Origin of the sequence: Salmonella sp. NW1250 (assembly GCF_051812965.1) — a bacterium.
GTDB lineage: Bacteria > Pseudomonadota > Gammaproteobacteria > Enterobacterales > Enterobacteriaceae > Salmonella > Salmonella enterica.
Window position 1 is genome coordinate 43,351 of the sequence record NZ_JAMNDD010000001.1, and the last position, 18,181, is coordinate 61,531.

At 53.6% G+C, this 18,181-nt stretch carries 18 protein-coding genes; 16 read left to right on the top strand and 2 right to left on the bottom strand.

Going from position 1 to position 18,181, the window contains the following annotated elements:
- Positions 1-245: 245 nt before the first annotated feature.
- Entirely contained in the window at positions 246-3,452 is a 3,207-nt protein-coding gene (rne, locus tag NBA72_RS00255) for a ribonuclease E (RefSeq protein ID WP_042949850.1), read from the bottom strand.
- 573 nt (positions 3,453-4,025) lie between these two features.
- Between rne and rluC the strand changes: the two genes are divergently transcribed.
- The 3 genes from rluC to NBA72_RS00270 all read left to right on the top strand — a co-directional run bounded on the left by rluC (position 4,026) and on the right by NBA72_RS00270 (position 6,311).
- On the top strand, positions 4,026-4,985 hold the full coding sequence (gene rluC / locus NBA72_RS00260; protein ID WP_042949852.1) for a 23S rRNA pseudouridine(955/2504/2580) synthase RluC: 960 nt from the start codon (positions 4,026-4,028) through the stop codon (positions 4,983-4,985).
- A 155-nt stretch (positions 4,986-5,140) separates the two neighbouring features.
- Positions 5,141-5,884 (top strand): DUF3053 domain-containing protein, encoded by a 744-nt coding sequence (locus NBA72_RS00265; protein ID WP_023602527.1) that lies wholly within the window; start codon positions 5,141-5,143, stop codon positions 5,882-5,884.
- A 202-nt stretch (positions 5,885-6,086) separates the two neighbouring features.
- Complete coding sequence (locus tag NBA72_RS00270; RefSeq protein WP_000528428.1) at positions 6,087-6,311, top strand: hypothetical protein; 225 nt, start codon at positions 6,087-6,089, stop codon at positions 6,309-6,311.
- A gap of 71 nt (positions 6,312-6,382) precedes the next feature.
- Here the strand turns inward: NBA72_RS00270 and NBA72_RS00275 are convergent, their stop codons facing one another.
- On the bottom strand, positions 6,383-6,967 hold the full coding sequence (locus NBA72_RS00275; RefSeq protein WP_042949853.1) for a Maf family protein: 585 nt from the start codon (positions 6,965-6,967) through the stop codon (positions 6,383-6,385).
- Positions 6,968-7,164: 197 nt separating this feature from the next.
- Between NBA72_RS00275 and yceD the strand changes: the two genes are divergently transcribed.
- The 13 genes from yceD to NBA72_RS00340 all read left to right on the top strand — a co-directional run bounded on the left by yceD (position 7,165) and on the right by NBA72_RS00340 (position 17,966).
- A complete protein-coding gene (yceD, locus tag NBA72_RS00280) occupies positions 7,165-7,686 on the top strand; it encodes a 23S rRNA accumulation protein YceD (protein WP_001174492.1) in 522 nt (173 codons plus the stop codon).
- 51 nt (positions 7,687-7,737) lie between these two features.
- Positions 7,738-7,911, top strand: a complete 174-nt coding sequence (gene rpmF, locus NBA72_RS00285; protein WP_000290727.1) for a 50S ribosomal protein L32 — start codon at positions 7,738-7,740, stop codon at positions 7,909-7,911.
- A gap of 133 nt (positions 7,912-8,044) precedes the next feature.
- Positions 8,045-9,124: a phosphate acyltransferase PlsX gene (plsX, locus tag NBA72_RS00290; RefSeq protein ID WP_001518286.1), complete on the top strand. Its 1,080-nt coding sequence runs from the start codon at positions 8,045-8,047 to the stop codon at positions 9,122-9,124.
- 79 nt (positions 9,125-9,203) lie between these two features.
- On the top strand, positions 9,204-10,157 hold the full coding sequence (gene fabH, locus NBA72_RS00295) for a beta-ketoacyl-ACP synthase III (RefSeq protein WP_000288148.1): 954 nt from the start codon (positions 9,204-9,206) through the stop codon (positions 10,155-10,157).
- A 15-nt stretch (positions 10,158-10,172) separates the two neighbouring features.
- The gene (fabD, locus tag NBA72_RS00300; protein ID WP_001529843.1) at positions 10,173-11,102 is read left to right on the top strand and encodes an ACP S-malonyltransferase; all 930 of its coding nucleotides are present in this window, start codon (positions 10,173-10,175) and stop codon (positions 11,100-11,102) included.
- A gap of 12 nt (positions 11,103-11,114) precedes the next feature.
- Positions 11,115-11,849: a 3-oxoacyl-ACP reductase FabG gene (fabG, locus tag NBA72_RS00305; protein WP_000007236.1), complete on the top strand. Its 735-nt coding sequence runs from the start codon at positions 11,115-11,117 to the stop codon at positions 11,847-11,849.
- A 155-nt stretch (positions 11,850-12,004) separates the two neighbouring features.
- Positions 12,005-12,241, top strand: coding sequence for an acyl carrier protein (gene acpP / locus NBA72_RS00310; RefSeq protein ID WP_000103754.1), 237 nt, complete (start codon positions 12,005-12,007; stop codon positions 12,239-12,241).
- A gap of 85 nt (positions 12,242-12,326) precedes the next feature.
- Positions 12,327-13,568, top strand: a complete 1,242-nt coding sequence (fabF, locus tag NBA72_RS00315; RefSeq protein WP_000044664.1) for a beta-ketoacyl-ACP synthase II — start codon at positions 12,327-12,329, stop codon at positions 13,566-13,568.
- Between the two features lie 123 nt (positions 13,569-13,691).
- Positions 13,692-14,501: an aminodeoxychorismate lyase gene (gene pabC, locus NBA72_RS00320; protein ID WP_000478649.1), complete on the top strand. Its 810-nt coding sequence runs from the start codon at positions 13,692-13,694 to the stop codon at positions 14,499-14,501.
- Positions 14,502-14,503: 2 nt separating this feature from the next.
- Positions 14,504-15,526: a cell division protein YceG gene (gene yceG / locus NBA72_RS00325; RefSeq protein WP_000736459.1), complete on the top strand. Its 1,023-nt coding sequence runs from the start codon at positions 14,504-14,506 to the stop codon at positions 15,524-15,526.
- Entirely contained in the window at positions 15,516-16,157 is a 642-nt protein-coding gene (tmk, locus tag NBA72_RS00330; RefSeq protein ID WP_000535396.1) for a dTMP kinase, read from the top strand. The genes yceG and tmk overlap by 11 nt, the downstream gene beginning before the upstream one ends.
- Positions 16,154-17,158 carry a DNA polymerase III subunit delta' gene (holB, locus tag NBA72_RS00335; protein WP_000872450.1) on the top strand — a complete coding sequence of 335 codons (1,005 nt, stop codon included), beginning with the start codon at positions 16,154-16,156 and terminating at the stop codon, positions 17,156-17,158. Before tmk ends, holB begins: the two co-directional genes overlap by 4 nt.
- A gap of 10 nt (positions 17,159-17,168) precedes the next feature.
- A complete protein-coding gene (locus NBA72_RS00340; protein WP_000480268.1) occupies positions 17,169-17,966 on the top strand; it encodes a metal-dependent hydrolase in 798 nt (265 codons plus the stop codon).
- Positions 17,967-18,181 lie beyond the last annotated feature (215 nt).

Consider the following 18,181-nt stretch of genomic DNA (forward strand, 5'->3'; position numbering starts at 1 on the left):
GAAACATATCACGAAACTGGATATGTTTTGTCTGCCCGCGCCATCCACCCCGGCGCGGGCATTTTTTTAGTCGTCATTGAGTTAGTGGTCATATTGTCGCGCCCGTAGCGACGCCATCCGTACGTATTATCCCGCCCAATCTCATAAACGCCTGGAGTAACTAAAAGACGCCATGGGGTGAGGCATCGCCCTGTAAGGGGCATAAAAAAGCCGACCTGGCGGTCGGCTTTGTATCAGCATTTACATCATTCTACCGGCTGTGGTCGTGTTGCCGGGGCGCTGGCGTGACGTGTGGCGCTGTGTCCGCCTGCTGCGCCTTTACCTTCAAAGTGGAAGGAAGGGCGCTGCCAGTCGCTATGGTGCGGGGTTTCCGGCACATATTCCGGCGCTGGCGCACGCGTCATCGGCGCGCTGGCGTGATTATGTTCGTCGTCAACGCAGACAACGTCCTGCGGCTTTTCCACCACCTGGGCCGGTGCGATAACGGTTTCTTCTGCCGTGTGCTCCACAACAGCCGCTTCCGCTTTTGTCTCTTCTTCTGGCTCGACAACGACAACATCAGCTACGTTTTCAGCCACCGTAATGGACGCGTCGGCGGTTTCTGCTACCGGTTCGGCGTCAGCAATAACCTCTTGCGCTTCCGGCGTATCGCTTTCGGCAATCAGTTGCGGCTGTTCATCAACCGGTGCGGCAATCACTTCCGGATGCGTTGTCTCGACCTTGACGACTTCCGGCGCCTGTGGTTCGGCGACGGTCTGCGGCTCAACGGCAACGTTTTCTACCGCCTGTACCGACGCTTGTGGTTCTAACGCTACGGTCGCAGCGATAACCTGCGGTTCAGCGACAACCGGTTGTGGCAGCGCCAGATCTGCTTCACGCTGCTCTTCAATAACCTGCGTTTCCTGAGGACGGACAATCGGGTAGCGGATCCAGACTTTACCGGACGCCATTTCCGGCGACGCGCAGGCGACGGTTAGCGGCATCGGCGATTGTGTCGGGTAGCGCTCGTCACGATAGCGACGGCGACGCTGACCGCTTACGCGCAGGTGGCGCGGAGAACGGCGGGAGCGACGCGGCATACCGGTATTATCGCGAGGTTCTACGCTATCATCCTGCTCCGGCGCGATATCGGCGACGACAGGTAAATCAACTTTCGCCAGCTCGGTACGCGGCGCTGGAACGGGCTGTTCAACGTTTTCAACCGGGCGTGGTTCGTCGACGACGACCGGCGTGTCAACCGTTTCAACCACTGCGCTGTTGGTAAAGCGGACTTTCTGATTAAGCTGACGCTGCTTGCGGCGCGGCTGAACCTGCTGAACGCGTTCTTCCTGCTCGGTCTCCTGGACAGGCTGTTCTTCGCGGTTAAGCGCTTTTACTTCCTGCTGCGCCTGGCGCTTGTCATCATTGCGGCGGCGGCTGCGTTCGCGACGCGGCGTCTGTTGCTGCTCATCGCCGGTTTTCACTTTTTCCGCCGTTTCCTGCTGGCGGGTATCGCGCGTTTCCGCATTTTGCTGCTGCGCCTGGCGACGGTTACGACGATTATCGTCGCGGCTCTCGCCGCCGTCACGTCCGGCACGGTTATCACGGGTGTCGCGGCGTTCGTTACGATCGCGACGGTTGTTTTGCCGTGGCTTGCGACGATCCTGCTGACGCTCCGCTTTTTCTTCCGCTTTCGGCGCGGCTGTTTCGACGGTTTTCGTTTCTTCACCGCTGAACAGTTGTTTCAGCGCGTTAAGGAAGCGGCTAAACAGACCCGGCTGGGCAGGCTGCGCGGCGGCAACATTATCCTTTTTCGCCGTGGCGACGCTAACCGCCGGTTCGACAGGCGTCGGCGCCGGAGGCACATCTGGCATAGCGAATGTCGCCAGCGCAGGCTGTTCCGGGCGTTTACGCTCGGCGTACTCTTCTTCAGAAGGCAGCGCCATCGCTTCTTCGTGCAGCTTCGGCAGCATGTAGCTCAGGGTCGGCGTTTCTTCCCCTTTGCGTACGCGCAGCACGGAATAGTGCGGCGTTTCCATCTGATCGTTCGGGACGATGACACAGCGGACGCCATCCTGACGCGTCTCAATAGCGTTAACTGCCGTCCGTTTTTCGTTAAGCAGATAAGAGGCGATCGGCACCGGAACAATGGCATGGACTTCCTGCGTATTCTCTTTCAGCGCTTCTTCTTCAATCAGGCGCAGAATGGACAGCGACAGAGATTCGTTATCGCGCACGGTGCCGGTACCGCTACAGCGCGGACACACGTGATGGCTGGATTCGCCCAGCGACGGGCTCAGGCGCTGACGAGACATTTCGAGCAGGCCGAAGCGGGAAATATGGCTAATCTGAATACGCGCCCGGTCCTGACGTACCGCTTCACGCAGACGGTTTTCTACCGCGCGCTGGTGACGTACCGGCGTCATATCGATAAAGTCGATAACGATCAGGCCGCCCAGGTCGCGCAGACGCAGCTGGCGGGCAATCTCATCGGCCGCTTCGAGATTGGTGTTGAACGCGGTTTCTTCGATATCGCCGCCGCGAGTCGCGCGGGCGGAGTTGATATCGATGGCGGTTAACGCTTCGGTACTGTCAATGACGATGGAGCCGCCGGAGGGCAGGCGCACTTCACGCTGGAACGCAGACTCGATCTGCGATTCGATCTGGTAATGGCTGAACAACGGGATTTCACCGGTGTACAGCTTAATTTTGCTGCTAAAATCCGGGCGGCCCAACGCGGCGATATGCTGACGCGCCATTTCCATCACTTTGGGATTGTCGATCAGGATTTCACCGATATCCTGACGCAGATAGTCGCGAAACGCGCGTACGATGACGTTGCTTTCCTGATGGATCAGGAACGGCGCGGGACGGCTTTCAGCGGCTTTCTGAATGGCTTCCCAGTGTTTCAGGCGGAAGCTTAAATCCCACTGCAACGCTTCGGCGGATTTACCCACGCCAGCGGTACGCACGATAAGCCCCATCCCTTCAGGAAGTTCCAGGCTGGCCAACGCTTCTTTTAACTCGGTACGATCGTCGCCTTCAATGCGACGGGAAATACCACCCGCGCGTGGGTTATTCGGCATCAGTACCAGGTAGCTGCCCGCCAGACTGATAAAGGTGGTTAACGCCGCGCCTTTGTTGCCGCGCTCTTCTTTATCGATTTGAACAATGACTTCCTGGCCTTCGCGTAAAACGTCTTTAATGTTCGGGCGACCATGAGCGCTGTAGTTAGCGGGGAAATATTCGCGGGCAATTTCTTTTAACGGGAGGAAACCGTGGCGTTCTGCACCGTAATCAACAAAAGCCGCTTCCAGGCTCGGTTCAATACGGGTAATTTTGCCTTTATAGATGTTCGCTTTTTTCTGCTCGTGTCCGGGGCTTTCTATATCCAGATCGTACAGACGTTGCCCATCTACAAGGGCGACGCGCAACTCTTCCTGCTGAGTCGCGTTGATTAACATTCTTTTCATCGTAACTTACTCATTATTCTTACGTTGACGACTAAGCTGCGGGCATGGTGACGCCTTACCGGGCATGAACCGATGGCCTCGTGACTATTTCGCGTCGCCAACCTCACGGTTATCGTCAGCTCAAAGAGGCGCAGAGTGTCGGTTGCCTGTATTTCATACGGAAACACAGCGCAATTATCAGGGAAGCAGCCTGGGCATTACTCTCCAGAGAAGATCCTATCTACCGGTAAGGACTGCAACCCGCAGCCCGCTAACTGTCTGAAAAATCAATACGTCTTACGCCATTGCTGCGTTGATGATCGGTCAGACAAAATGGGTTATTCCGCTAAACTTTTTGTTTTAACAAGTTTCGGTGCGGAAACCGCATCATTATTCCACTGCTAACCTTGTTATAGCAAGATGACTTTTACCATTTATCACCCGCTTACTCACAGTTTTTTCACCAGCGTGAGCCAATCGCTTTAATAACCAGCAAAACCGCAGTGAAAAATGTTCATCCACTGGCGTAGACGTCTCTATAAGCATAGAAAAATGTGTGGCGCGAATCTCACAGGCTATTTAGAATCGCCCCCCATGAAAACAGAAACGCCATCCGTAAAAATTGTTGCTATCGCCGCTGACGAAGCGGGGCAACGCATTGATAACTTTTTGCGCACCCAACTGAAAGGGGTACCAAAAAGTATGATTTATCGCATCTTGCGTAAAGGCGAGGTGCGGGTGAACAAAAAACGCATTAAACCGGAATACAAACTGGAAGCGGGCGATGAAGTCCGCATTCCGCCGGTTCGCGTTGCTGAACGCGAAGAAGAGGTCGTGTCGCCGCATTTGCAAAAAGTGGCGGCGTTGGCGGACGTCATTTTGTATGAAGACGACCATATTCTGGTGCTGAATAAGCCTTCCGGCACCGCCGTACACGGCGGGAGCGGGTTAAGTTTCGGCGTCATCGAAGGGCTGCGGGCATTGCGCCCGGAAGCGCGATTCCTGGAACTGGTGCATCGTCTTGACCGCGATACCTCCGGCGTGCTGTTGGTGGCGAAAAAACGCTCCGCGCTGCGTTCGCTGCATGAGCAACTGCGCGAAAAGGGAATGCAGAAAGATTATCTGGCGCTGGTGCGAGGCCAGTGGCAATCGCACGTTAAAACCGTACAGGCGCCATTATTAAAGAACATTCTGCAAAGCGGCGAACGCATTGTCCGCGTGAGCCAGGAAGGTAAACCGTCAGAAACGCGCTTCAAGGTGGAAGAGCGCTATGCCTTCGCCACGCTGGTGCGCTGTAGCCCGGTCACGGGCCGTACGCATCAGATTCGCGTCCATACCCAATATGCCGGTCACCCTATTGCGTTCGACGATCGCTACGGCGACCGTGAGTTTGATCAACAGCTTACCGAAGCGGGAACCGGTCTTAAACGTCTCTTTCTGCACGCCGCGGCGTTGAAGTTCACGCATCCGGGAACGGGCGAAGTCATGCGCATTGAAGCGCCAATGGATAACGCCCTGAAGCGCTGTCTGCAGGTGCTGCGTAACGCAAAATAGTTCCTCTCTCGGGCAGGTTATCTGCCCGAATCTCACTTTTCTCATAATATTTTTGTTTTGCTGTATCCGACGCATTTTTACCGTTGTGTACTGTTTATTCTTGCGATCCGGATTTCGGCGTGTTTAAGGACGAACAGATGGCCAATACTAGCTGGATGCGCTCATTTACTCAGCGTTGGGGAAAATACGTTATCGTGCCGCTCGTGATCGCGATGCTGACCGGTTGCGAAGGAAAGGGCGATAGTTCACGACGGGCTTTCGTTGAGTATTTGAATACGCAAATCATTACGTCTCCCGTGGTGGGCGTCTGTGAGTTGACGCCAGCCCAACGTCAGGCTTTTGGTCATTACGCCGATGACTACGATGTACTATTAGCTGCCTACGGGCAAATCTTTGCTGTGGTGTATGAGACCGGCCAAGAGGATAAGATCACCGGTGTTATTCAGTCTGAGCGTGATAATCTGGTTTTCCTGAACGAGCTACGTGTGGCTCGTGACGTAAACAATCGATTTATCCTTCGGTTGAAAAATGTGAGTAGTGAAAACAGAAAAAAATATTCTGCTTTAAAGCTCCCCTCTGATGTGAAGCCTGTCTTTGACGCTGCGTGGAATAAAACCGTAACACCGCTGGATGAAACGATGACTCGCTATTATTTTCTGCGCGGAAAGCGGCTCGACCAACTGGTCGCAATGGGCGAGTTTCTGCAAAAACAGGGAAATAAAGTCCGCTTTGAAACGAATGGAAAAGCGGTTTTTGCCGACCTGGCAGCAAAAGAACACTTTCAGGATCAACAATTTAATTTTTTCATTACGCAGAATGATATAAACCATCTTACTCAGCAGATGGTTGAATTTATACATAGTCAACAAGATGCGGCTGATGCTGGCGGCGTTAATTAAAGGAATGTGTCGTGAGGTGAAGCAATGTTAGGGGGGCGTAAACTCATCGCGAGATGGAATTTAACGAGTCGCAAGGGGAAGGTTTCAGGACAGTAAACGTCCTGAGAGTTGCTCGCGAGAAGAAGTTCGTAAGCCGCTTTTGACGCCGTAGAGCGCGTCAGGCGAGTATTGAGAACATGTGTTTTTACAAAACTGAACTGAGATGGGGAATTCATTAACGCGCACGTACACCGCTGTTGATACCCTATGGGATAAAACGCACCGTACATCGGTTCGTAATGCCAATGCTTTTTTTCTGGTCGGTGAATGGATTGACCAGGAAACGGGCCCGCACGAAGAGAGTGAAGATCGGCAGGCGCTAAATTGTTCACAACAAGCGCTTTCCAGTTGGTTAGAACTGGAAGCGGTCGAAACTGCTCCCCAATAAACGGGAGATAACTACCAACACGTGCAGAAACGGCTTTTAGGGGTATTTGAAAAGCCTACAGAGTAGGCCGTTTACTGCTGTAGCGGGTTGAAGCCCTCCCGTCGCAGCATCTGGCACAGGGCAATAAGCGGCAAGCCGATCAGCGTGTTCGGATCGCGGCCCTCTAAGCGCTCAAATAATGCAATGCCTAAACCTTCGCTTTTAAAACTTCCCGCGCAGTGCAGCGGATGCTCTTTACGGACATAGTCGTCTATTTCCGCTTCGCTTAAATGGCGAAAATGAACGTCAAAAGGCTCCACTTCGGTTTGTAATTGCCCGGAGGCGGAGTTATACAGTGCCAGTCCGGTATAAAACGTCACAATATTTCCGCTGGCTTTGGCTAATTGCTGGCGCGCTTTTTTTTCCGTCAGCGGTTTGCCGGTGATTTCGCCGTCCAGAACACAAATTTGGTCGGAGCCAATAATCAAATGATTCGGGAAACGCGTGGCGAGCGATTGCGCCTTCGCCTGCGCCAGCCGCAGCACCAACTGACGCGGCGCTTCGCCCGGCATGGGGGTTTCATCAACATCCGGCGCGGCGCATTCGAAAGGAATCGTCAGCTTTTCCAGCAGCGCGCGACGCCAGGGAGAGGTAGACGCAAGGATGAGACGGGGCATATTTTTTCCCTCAGATATAGCGTAATGATGAGAGCCATCTTAAACTATGCTCTTCGGTCTTCAAGCCTGTCATACTGACTCGTCTTGAGCGAAAATAAGTCTGTAACCCGCAATGTGTGCGAATTATTGGCAAAAGGCAACCGCAGGCTGCCTTTTTCTTTGACTATATGACGTTACGAAGTTAATATGCGCGCCCTATGCAAAAGGTAAAATTACCCCTGACTCTTGATCCGGTTCGTACCGCTCAAAAACGCCTTGATTACCAGGGTATCTATACCCCCGATCAGGTTGAGCGCGTTGCCGAATCTGTAGTCAGTGTGGACAGTGATGTGGAATGCTCCATGTCGTTCGCTATCGATAACCAGCGTCTCGCCGTTTTGACTGGCGATGCGGTCGTTACGGTGTCGCTCGAATGCCAGCGTTGCGGGAAACCGTTTACCCATCAGGTTCACACAACGTATTGTTTTAGCCCTGTCCGTTCCGACGAGCAGGCTGAAGCACTGCCGGAAGCGTATGAGCCGATTGAGGTAAACGAATTCGGCGAAATCGATCTGCTGGCGACGGTTGAAGATGAAATCATCCTCGCCTTGCCGGTAGTTCCGGTGCATGATTCTGAACACTGTGAAGTGTCCGAGGCGGACATGGTCTTTGGCGAACTGCCTGATGAAGCGCAAAAGCCAAACCCATTTGCCGTATTAGCCAGCTTAAAGCGTAAGTAATAGGTCTTCCCCGCGGACGCAGGGATAAACCGTAATTGAGGAGTAAGGTCCATGGCCGTACAACAGAATAAACCAACCCGTTCCAAACGTGGCATGCGTCGTTCCCATGACGCTCTGACCGCAGTCACCAGCCTGTCTGTAGACAAAACTTCTGGTGAAAAACACCTGCGTCACCACATCACTGCCGACGGTTACTACCGCGGCCGTAAGGTCATCGCTAAGTAATCGCGCGATACTCGATGCCTTTTACATCACAGGCGTGCCTGTGGTGTAAAAGCCGAAGAGTACAAGCGTGATAAAGCTTAGTGAGGATTTCTCCGCGTAAGCGGAGAACACCGAACCAGGCAGCGACGATACCTTGACACGTCTAACCCTGGCGTTAGATGTCATGGGGGGCGATTTTGGTCCTTCCGTGACGGTGCCTGCAGCATTGCAGGCACTGAACGCTAATTCGCAGCTCACTCTTCTTTTAGTCGGGAATCCCGATATTATCACGCCATTACTTGCCAAAGCTGACTTTGAACAACGTTCGCGTCTGCAGATTATCCCTGCACAGTCAGTTATTGCCAGTGATGCCCGGCCTTCGCAGGCGATCCGCGCCAGTCGCGGGACATCCATGCGTGTGGCCCTGGAGCTTGTGAAAGAAGGCCGAGCCGAAGCTTGCGTTAGCGCCGGTAATACCGGGGCGCTGATGGGGCTGGCGAAATTATTGCTCAAGCCTCTTGAGGGGATTGAGCGTCCGGCGTTGGTGACGGTATTACCGCACCAGCAAAAGGGCAAAACGGTAGTGCTTGATTTGGGTGCCAACGTCGACTGTGACAGTACCATGCTGGTGCAGTTTGCCGTGATGGGCGCCGTTTTGGCGGAAGAGGTCGTCGGGATCAAAAATCCCCGCGTGGCGCTACTCAATATCGGGGAAGAAGAAACCAAAGGCCTCGACAGTATTCGCGAAGCCTCTTTAATGTTAAAAACAGTCCCAACCATCAATTACATCGGCTACCTTGAGGCGAATGAGTTACTGACGGGAAAAACCGATGTACTGGTGTGTGACGGCTTTACAGGCAATGTCACACTTAAAACGATGGAGGGGGTTGTCAGAATGTTCCTTTCACTGCTGAAATCACAGGGCGAGGGGAAAAAACGGTCGTGGTGGCTGCTGTTATTAAAACGTTGGTTACAAAAAAGCCTGACGAGGCGATTCAGTCACCTCAACCCCGACCAGTATAATGGCGCCTGTCTGTTAGGATTGCGCGGCACGGTGATAAAAAGTCATGGTGCGGCCAATCAGCGAGCATTTGCAGTCGCGATTGAACAGGCAGTGCAGGCGGTGCAGCGACAAGTTCCTCAGCGAATTGCCGCTCGCCTGGAATCTGTATACCCAGCCGGATTTGAACCGCTGGACGATGGCAAAGGCGTAAACCTGCGGGCGCACAGATAATATCGCTGTCTCCCCGGCGCCGCCAGCGTGCCAGACGTTTACAGGTAACGGTATATAACCGAAAAGTGACTGAGCGTACATGTATACGAAGATTATTGGTACTGGCAGCTATCTGCCCGAACAAGTGCGGACTAACGCCGATCTGGAAAAAATGGTTGAGACCTCTGACGAGTGGATTGTCACTCGTACAGGTATTCGTGAACGCCATATCGCCGCGCCGAATGAAACTGTCGCGACGATGGGCTTTACCGCTGCGAATCGCGCGATTGAGATGGCGGGGATCGATAAAGACCAAATTGGCTTGATTGTGGTGGCTACCACATCAGCAACGCATGCATTTCCAAGCGCGGCATGTCAGATTCAAAGTATGCTCGGTATTAAAGGTTGCCCGGCGTTTGATGTCGCGGCAGCGTGCGCAGGTTTCACCTACGCGTTAAGCATCGCCGACCAGTACGTTAAATCCGGCGCGGTTAAACACGCGCTGGTGGTCGGTTCCGATGTATTAGCCCGCACTTGCGATCCTGGCGATCGCGGTACGATCATTATTTTCGGCGATGGCGCAGGCGCGGCCGTACTGAGCGCTTCTGAAGAACCGGGTATTATCTCCACTCATCTTCATGCCGATGGCCGTTACGGTGAATTACTGACCCTGCCGAATGCCGATCGTGTAAATCCGGATAACCCGATTTACCTGACGATGGCGGGTAATGAAGTCTTTAAAGTGGCGGTCACTGAACTGGCGCATATTGTCGATGAGACGCTGGCGGCTAATAACCTGGATCGCTCAGAACTCGATTGGCTGGTGCCGCATCAGGCTAACCTGCGTATCATTAGCGCGACAGCGAAAAAACTCGGCATGTCGATGGACAATGTCGTCGTCACGCTGGACAGGCACGGCAATACCTCCGCGGCTTCTGTGCCGTGCGCGCTGGATGAAGCCGTGCGTGACGGGCGAATTAAAGCCGGTCAGCTGGTATTGCTTGAAGCCTTCGGGGGTGGATTCACCTGGGGCTCCGCGCTGATTCGTTTCTAGTATAAGGATTTAAACATGACGCAATTTGCATTTGTGTTCCCCGGTCAGGGTTCTCAGAGCGTTGGGATGTTGGCCGAAATGGCGGCAAATTACCCTATCGTAGAAGAAACGTTTGCTGAAGCTTCTGCGGCTCTGGGATATGATCTGTGGGCGCTCACCCAGCAAGGTCCAGCGGAAGAATTGAATAAAACCTGGCAGACGCAGCCGGCGTTATTAACCGCTTCCGTCGCGCTTTGGCGCGTTTGGCAGCAGCAGGGCGGTAAAATGCCTGCGTTAATGGCAGGTCACAGCCTGGGCGAATATTCCGCGCTGGTTTGCGCTGGCGTCATCAACTTTGCTGATGCCGTTCGTCTGGTGGAAATGCGTGGTAAATTCATGCAGGAAGCGGTTCCGGAAGGTACTGGCGGCATGTCTGCGATCATCGGGCTGGATGATGCCTCTATTGCTAAAGCCTGTGAAGAATCTGCCGAAGGGCAGGTTGTTTCGCCGGTTAACTTTAACTCGCCGGGACAGGTGGTTATCGCCGGGCATAAAGAGGCGGTAGAACGCGCGGGCGCAGCCTGTAAAGCCGCTGGCGCGAAACGCGCGCTGCCGCTGCCGGTGAGCGTACCGTCGCACTGCGCGCTGATGAAACCAGCGGCAGATAAGCTGGCGGTTGAATTAGCCAAAATTACCTTTAACGCGCCAACGGTGCCGGTAGTGAACAACGTTGACGTGAAATGTGAAACCGATGCCGCCGCTATCCGCGATGCGCTGGTTCGCCAGTTGTACAATCCGGTACAGTGGACGAAGAGCGTGGAATTTATCGCGGCGCAGGGCGTTGAACATCTTTATGAAGTGGGTCCAGGTAAAGTCCTCACTGGTCTGACGAAACGTATTGTCGACACCCTGACAGCGTCGGCGCTGAACGAGCCGGCGGCGCTGTCTGCGGCACTTACGCAATAAAAGAGGAAAACCATGAGCTTTGAAGGAAAGATTGCGCTGGTGACTGGTGCAAGCCGTGGCATAGGCCGCGCAATTGCAGAGACTCTCGTTGCCCGCGGCGCGAAAGTTATCGGGACTGCGACCAGTGAAAATGGTGCGAAGAACATTAGCGACTATTTAGGTGCTAACGGGAAAGGTTTGATGTTGAATGTGACCGATCCTGCATCTATTGAATCTGTTCTGGAAAATATTCGCGCAGAATTTGGTGAAGTGGATATCCTGGTTAATAATGCCGGTATCACTCGTGATAATCTGTTGATGCGAATGAAAGATGATGAGTGGAACGATATTATCGAAACCAACTTATCATCCGTTTTCCGCCTGTCAAAAGCGGTAATGCGCGCTATGATGAAAAAGCGTTGTGGTCGCATTATCACTATTGGTTCTGTGGTTGGTACCATGGGAAATGCAGGTCAGGCAAACTACGCTGCGGCGAAAGCGGGCCTGATCGGTTTCAGTAAATCACTGGCGCGTGAAGTTGCGTCCCGTGGTATTACTGTCAATGTTGTGGCTCCGGGTTTTATTGAAACGGACATGACGCGTGCGCTGTCTGACGATCAGCGTGCGGGTATCCTGGCGCAGGTGCCTGCGGGTCGCCTCGGCGGCGCTCAGGAAATCGCCAGCGCGGTTGCATTTTTAGCCTCTGACGAAGCGAGTTACATCACTGGTGAGACTCTGCACGTCAACGGCGGAATGTACATGGTTTAATCACGATTGAAAAATATTTGCGTTATTAGGGCGAAAGGCCGCAAAATAACGTAAAATCGTGGTAAGACCTGCCGGGATTTAGTTGCAAATTTTTCAACATTTTATACACTACGAAAACCATCGCGAAAGCGAGTTTTGATAGGAAATTTAAGAGTATGAGCACTATCGAAGAACGCGTTAAGAAAATTATCGGCGAACAGCTGGGCGTTAAGCAGGAAGAAGTAACCAACAATGCTTCTTTCGTTGAAGACCTGGGCGCAGATTCTCTTGACACCGTTGAGCTGGTAATGGCTCTGGAAGAAGAGTTTGATACTGAGATTCCGGACGAAGAAGCTGAGAAAATCACCACCGTTCAGGCTGCCATTGATTACATCAACGGCCACCAGGCGTAAGTGAACATCTCCAGGCGGTCGTTCGACCGCCTGAGTTTTATCTTTTTGTCCCACTAGAATCATTTTCCCTCCCTGGAGGACAACCGTGTCTAAGCGTCGTGTAGTTGTGACCGGACTGGGCATGTTGTCTCCTGTCGGCAATACCGTAGAGTCTACCTGGAAAGCTCTCCTTGCCGGTCAGAGTGGCATCAGCCTGATCGACCATTTCGATACTAGCGCCTATGCAACGAAATTTGCTGGCTTAGTAAAGGATTTTAACTGTGATGACATTATCTCGCGCAAAGAACAGCGCAAGATGGATGCCTTCATTCAATATGGAATTGTCGCTGGCGTACAGGCCATGCAGGATTCTGGCCTTGAAGTGACGGAAGAGAACGCAAGCCGTATTGGCGCCGCTATCGGCTCCGGTATCGGTGGTCTCGGTCTGATCGAAGAAAACCACAGTTCGCTGGTAAAAGGCGGACCGCGTAAGATTAGCCCGTTCTTTGTCCCGTCAACGATTGTTAACATGGTAGCAGGCCATCTGACTATCATGTATGGCCTGCGTGGGCCAAGCATCTCTATTGCGACTGCCTGTACTTCAGGCGTGCATAACATCGGCCATGCCGCGCGTATCATCGCCTATGGCGATGCGGACGCGATGGTGGCAGGTGGCGCAGAAAAAGCCAGTACGCCGCTGGGCGTAGGTGGTTTTGGCGCAGCGCGCGCGCTGTCGACCCGCAACGATAACCCACAGGCGGCGAGCCGTCCGTGGGATAAAGAACGCGATGGTTTTGTACTGGGCGACGGCGCCGGTATGTTGGTGCTTGAAGAGTACGAACATGCAAAAGCGCGTGGTGCGAAAATCTATGCCGAAATCGTCGGCTTTGGTATGAGCAGCGATGCTTACCATATGACGTCGCCGCCGGAAAATGGCGCAGGCGCTGCGCTGGCGATGGTTAACGCGTTGCGTGATGCCGCGATTGAGCCTGCTCAGATTGGCTACGTCAACGCGCACGGCACGTCGACGCCTGCCGGCGACAAAGCTGAGACGCAGGCAGTTAAGTCAGTCTTTGGCGATGCTGCAAGCCGAGTGATGGTGAGCTCGACCAAATCGATGACCGGCCATCTGTTGGGCGCCGCAGGCGCAGTAGAGTCTATTTTCTCTATTCTGGCGCTACGCGATCAGGCCATTCCGCCAACCATTAATCTGGATAACCCGGATGAAGGTTGCGATCTGGACTTCGTGCCGCATGAAGCGCGCCAGGTCAGCGATCTGGAGTACGCTCTGTGTAACTCCTTTGGCTTTGGCGGAACTAACGGTTCCTTGATTTTTAAAAAGATCTAAGTTAAGCCAGAGACAAACATTAATAAAAAGGTCCGCTTGTCGGGCCTTTTTTATCAGGCATATCACCTCTTGTTCTGCGTTATTCATCCTGCCACACTAGCAGGCGACGGATAAGGAGCCACTATGTTTTTAATTAATGGCCATGCGCAGGATCAACTTGCTGCAAGCGACCGGGCGACGCAGTTCGGCGATGGCAGTTTTACGACCGCACGTATTGTTGATGGCAACATTTGCCATCTGGAAGCGCATCTTCAGCGCTTGCAGGTTGCCTGTGAAAAATTACGGATCGCTTTTAGCCATTGGTCGACCCTTCGGCAAGAGATGACAATGTTGGCCACAGGGCATGATTCAGGTGTGTTGAAAGTGATCATTAGCCGTGGTAGCGGCGGCCGGGGATACAGCGCCATGAATTGTCAGGCAGCTACCCGAATCCTCTCCGTTTCTGCTTATCCCGCTTATTATTCTCAGTGGCGTAAGCAAGGCATCACTCTTACCCTTAGTCCCATACCGCTTGGGCGCAATCCTTATCTTGCCGGATTAAAACATCTGAACCGCCTCGAACAGGTGTTGATTCGCTCTCATCTTGAGCAGACGGACGCCGATGAGGCGCTGGTTCTTGACAGCGAGGGATGGGTTACGGAATGCTGTGCGGCTAATTTGTTCTGGCGTACAGGCGACATTGTTTTTACGCCGCGTCTGGATCAGGCTGGGGTGAACGGCATTATGCGACAATTTTGTTTACGCCAACTGGCGCAATCTCCTTTCCAGGTTCTTGAAGTACAGGCGAGAGAGGAGGCAGTCAGGCAGGCGGATGAGATTATCATCTGCAACGCGCTAATGCCGATTATTCCCATACGCGCCTATCACGGGACGTCGTATTCTTCGCGAACACTGTTTCAATTTTTAGCCCCATTTTGTGAGCATCCGAATTAGTTATGAAAAAATTGTCAGGCGTTTTCCTTCTGCTGTTGGTTGTGCTGGGTATTGCCGCGGGCGTGGGGATGTGGAAAGTTCGCCATCTGGCGAACAGCACGTTACTTATTAAAAACGAGACTATCTTTACGCTCAAGGCGGGAACGGGGCGGCTGGCGCTTGGCGACCAGCTTTATGATGAAAAAATCATTAATCGCCCCCGGGTATTTCAGTGGCTGCTGCGCGTGGAGCCTGAGTTATCGCACTTTAAAGCGGGAACTTACCGTTTTACGCCGGGGATGACCGTACGGGAGATGCTTGAGTTGCTGGAGAGCGGCAAAGAAGCGCAATTCCCGTTGCGGTTTGTGGAAGGGATGCGCCTTAGCGATTACCTGAAACAGTTACGAGAGGCGCCGTATATTCGCCATACATTGCCGGATGATGACTACGCCACTGTCGCTCAGGCATTAAAGCTTGCGCACCCGGAATGGGTAGAAGGGTGGTTCTGGCCTGATACCTGGATGTATACCGCCAACACCAGCGATGTCGCTATTCTCAAGCGAGCGCATCAAAAGATGGTGAAAGCTGTCGATACTGTCTGGAAAGGCCGGGCCGAGGGGCTGCCTTATAAAGATCAGAACCAACTGGTGACAATGGCCTCGATTATTGAAAAAGAGACGGCTGTCGCCAGCGAACGCGATCAGGTGGCCTCAGTCTTTATTAATCGCCTGAGAATCGGTATGCGCCTTCAGACCGATCCCACCGTGATTTACGGGATGGGGACGAGTTATAATGGTAACTTGTCGCGTGCGGATCTGGAAAAGCCGACGGCTTATAACACGTATACTATAACCGGGCTGCCGCCAGGACCGATTGCATCGCCCAGCGAAGCGTCATTGCAGGCGGCGGCGCATCCGGCGAAAACGCCGTATCTCTATTTTGTGGCCGACGGTAAAGGCGGTCACACATTTAACACCAATCTTGCCAGCCATAATCGGTCAGTGCAGGAGTACCTGAAAGTGCTTAAGGAAAAAAATGGGCAGTAATTATATCGTCATCGAGGGCCTGGAAGGCGCCGGAAAAACCACTGCGCGCGACGTGGTGGTGGAGACCCTTGAGCAACTGGGTATTCGTAATATGATTTTTACCCGTGAGCCGGGCGGTACGCAGCTTGCCGAAAAACTAAGAAGTCTGGTGCTGGATATCCGATCGGTAGGCGACGAAGTGATTACCGATAAAGCGGAAGTACTGATGTTTTATGCCGCTCGCGTACAGCTCGTCGAAACGGTAATCAAACCCGCGCTGGCGCAAGGCATATGGGTGATCGGCGATCGCCACGATCTCTCGACCCAGGCGTATCAGGGGGGAGGGCGCGGCATTGATCAAACCATGCTGGCGACACTACGCGATGCCGTGCTGGGCGATTTTCGCCCTGACCTGACGCTGTATCTGGATGTCACGCCGGAAGTCGGGCTAAAACGCGCCAGAGCGCGCGGCGATTTGGATCGCATTGAGCAGGAATCTTTTGATTTCTTTAACCGGACTCGCGCGCGCTATCTGGAACTGGCGGCGCAAGACTCGCGTATCCGCACCATTGACGCGACCCAGCCGCTGGATGCCGTCATGCGCGACATTCGCGCCACGGTGACGAAGTGGGTGCAGGAGCAAGCGGCATGAAATGGTATCCATGGTTACGGCCCGCCTATGAAAAACTGGTAGAAAGTTACCAGGCGGGACGTGGGCACCATGCGCTACTGATTCAGGCCTTACCTGGCATGGGCGACGAGGCGCTGTGCTATGCGCTGAGCCGTTATCTGTTATGCCAGCAGCCTGAGGGCCACAAAAGCTGTGGGCATTGCCGTGGCTGTCAGCTTATGCAGGCTGGCACGCATCCGGACTATTACACGCTGACGCCGGATAAAGGCAAAAGCAGCCTCGGCGTAGATGCGGTACGCGAGGTCAGCGAGAAATTGTACGAGCACTCCCGTCTGGGCGGCGCGAAGGTGGTGTGGATTGCGGATGCGGCGCTATTAACCGACGCCGCCGCCAATGCGTTGCTCAAAACGCTGGAAGAGCCGCCGGAGCAAACCTGGTTTTTCCTTGCCAGCCCGGAGCCTGCTCGTCTGCTGGCGACATTACGCAGCCGCTGCCGGCTGCATCATCTGGCGCCGCCGTCCGAATCGTATGCGATGTCATGGCTGTCGCGAGAAGTGACGGCGTCACAAGAAGCATTGCTCACGGCGCTACGTCTGAATGCGGGGTCGCCCGGCGCCGCGCTGGCGCTGTTGCAGTCTGAACGCTGGGCGCAGCGTGAGGCGCTGTGTCAGGCGTTAATGGACAGTTTGCATACGGGCGACTGGTATGCGTTATTAACGGCGCTCAATCATGAGCAAGCCCCGGCGCGCTTGCACTGGCTGGCGACGCTGCTGGTAGACGCGCTGAAACGTCAGCACGGCGCGTCGTACCTGACAAACGTTGATGCGGACGCGGTTGTTGCCGCGCTGGCGGGGCCGCTATCCCCGGCGCGTATTCAGGCAATCCTGAACGATGTTTGTCATTGTCGTGATCAATTACTTCATGTGACCGGATTAAACCGCGAACTGGTATTAACCGATCTCATTCTCCGCATCGAGCATTACCTGCAACCAGGCACCTTGTTGCCTGTTCCTCATCTTTGAGAGAGACATTATGTTTTTAGTCGACTCACACTGCCATCTTGATGGTCTGGATTATCAATCTTTGCATAAGGACGTGGACGATGTGCTGGCGAAAGCCGCCGCGCGCGATGTGAAGTTCTGTTTAGCGGTGGCGACGACGCTGCCGGGGTATCGCCATATGCGCGAGCTGGTGGGCAAGCGCGATAATGTGGTCTTTTCCTGTGGCGTGCATCCGTTAAATCAGGATGAAGCATATGACGTAGAAGAACTGCGCCTCCTTGCTGCAGAAGACGATGTGGTGGCGATGGGCGAGACCGGGCTTGATTACTTTTACACGCCTGAGACCAAAATCCGCCAGCAGGCGTCTTTTATTCATCATATTCAGATTGGCCGCGAATTGCATAAACCGGTGATTGTCCATACTCGCGACGCGCGTGCCGATACGCTGGCTATCCTGCGCGAAGAAAAAGTGACGGATTGCGGCGGCGTACTACACTGTTTTACAGAAGACAGAGAAACGGCCGGCAAATTGCTGGATCTGGGGTTTTATATCTCTTTTTCCGGCATCGTAACGTTCCGTAACGCTGAACAGTTGCGTGATGCGGCGCGCTATGTGCCGCTGGATCGGTTGTTAGTCGAGACCGATTCTCCTTATCTGGCGCCGGTGCCGCATCGCGGTAAAGAGAACCAGCCTGCGATGGTACGCGACGTCGCAGAATATATGGCGGTATTGAAAGGGGTTGCCGTTGAAGAACTGGCGCAGATCACCACCGATAACTTTGCTCGCCTGTTCCATATTGACGCGTCTCGCCTGTCATCAATCCGTTAAACGAGTTTTTTTAAAGCTCGTAATTAATAAGCAAAGCGCGTAAAGTTCACCGCCACAAAAGGGGCGGTGAGCGAGCTTATGGAAACATTCGGAAACTCATTTTGGCAGAATGTGATACTTTTTAGGCTATCTGGCGCTGAAACGTGATAGCCGTCAAACAAAATCAGACGTATTTATTTTACTCTGTGTAATAAATAAAAGGGCACTTAGATGTC

Coding starts and splice junctions, on each gene's coding strand:
- NBA72_RS00270 (WP_000528428.1), top strand. CDS start 6,087: ATGGGGAATTCATTAACGCGCACGTACACCGCTGTTGATACCCTATGG.
- NBA72_RS00340 (WP_000480268.1), top strand. CDS start 17,169: ATGTTTTTAGTCGACTCACACTGCCATCTTGATGGTCTGGATTATCAA.
- NBA72_RS00265 (WP_023602527.1), top strand. CDS start 5,141: ATGCGCTCATTTACTCAGCGTTGGGGAAAATACGTTATCGTGCCGCTC.
- fabD (WP_001529843.1), top strand. CDS start 10,173: ATGACGCAATTTGCATTTGTGTTCCCCGGTCAGGGTTCTCAGAGCGTT.
- yceD (WP_001174492.1), top strand. CDS start 7,165: ATGCAAAAGGTAAAATTACCCCTGACTCTTGATCCGGTTCGTACCGCT.
- tmk (WP_000535396.1), top strand. CDS start 15,516: ATGGGCAGTAATTATATCGTCATCGAGGGCCTGGAAGGCGCCGGAAAA.
- pabC (WP_000478649.1), top strand. CDS start 13,692: ATGTTTTTAATTAATGGCCATGCGCAGGATCAACTTGCTGCAAGCGAC.
- rne (WP_042949850.1), bottom strand. CDS start 3,452: ATGAAAAGAATGTTAATCAACGCGACTCAGCAGGAAGAGTTGCGCGTC.
- rpmF (WP_000290727.1), top strand. CDS start 7,738: ATGGCCGTACAACAGAATAAACCAACCCGTTCCAAACGTGGCATGCGT.
- acpP (WP_000103754.1), top strand. CDS start 12,005: ATGAGCACTATCGAAGAACGCGTTAAGAAAATTATCGGCGAACAGCTG.
- yceG (WP_000736459.1), top strand. CDS start 14,504: ATGAAAAAATTGTCAGGCGTTTTCCTTCTGCTGTTGGTTGTGCTGGGT.
- holB (WP_000872450.1), top strand. CDS start 16,154: ATGAAATGGTATCCATGGTTACGGCCCGCCTATGAAAAACTGGTAGAA.
- NBA72_RS00275 (WP_042949853.1), bottom strand. CDS start 6,967: ATGCCCCGTCTCATCCTTGCGTCTACCTCTCCCTGGCGTCGCGCGCTG.
- fabH (WP_000288148.1), top strand. CDS start 9,204: ATGTATACGAAGATTATTGGTACTGGCAGCTATCTGCCCGAACAAGTG.
- fabG (WP_000007236.1), top strand. CDS start 11,115: ATGAGCTTTGAAGGAAAGATTGCGCTGGTGACTGGTGCAAGCCGTGGC.
- rluC (WP_042949852.1), top strand. CDS start 4,026: ATGAAAACAGAAACGCCATCCGTAAAAATTGTTGCTATCGCCGCTGAC.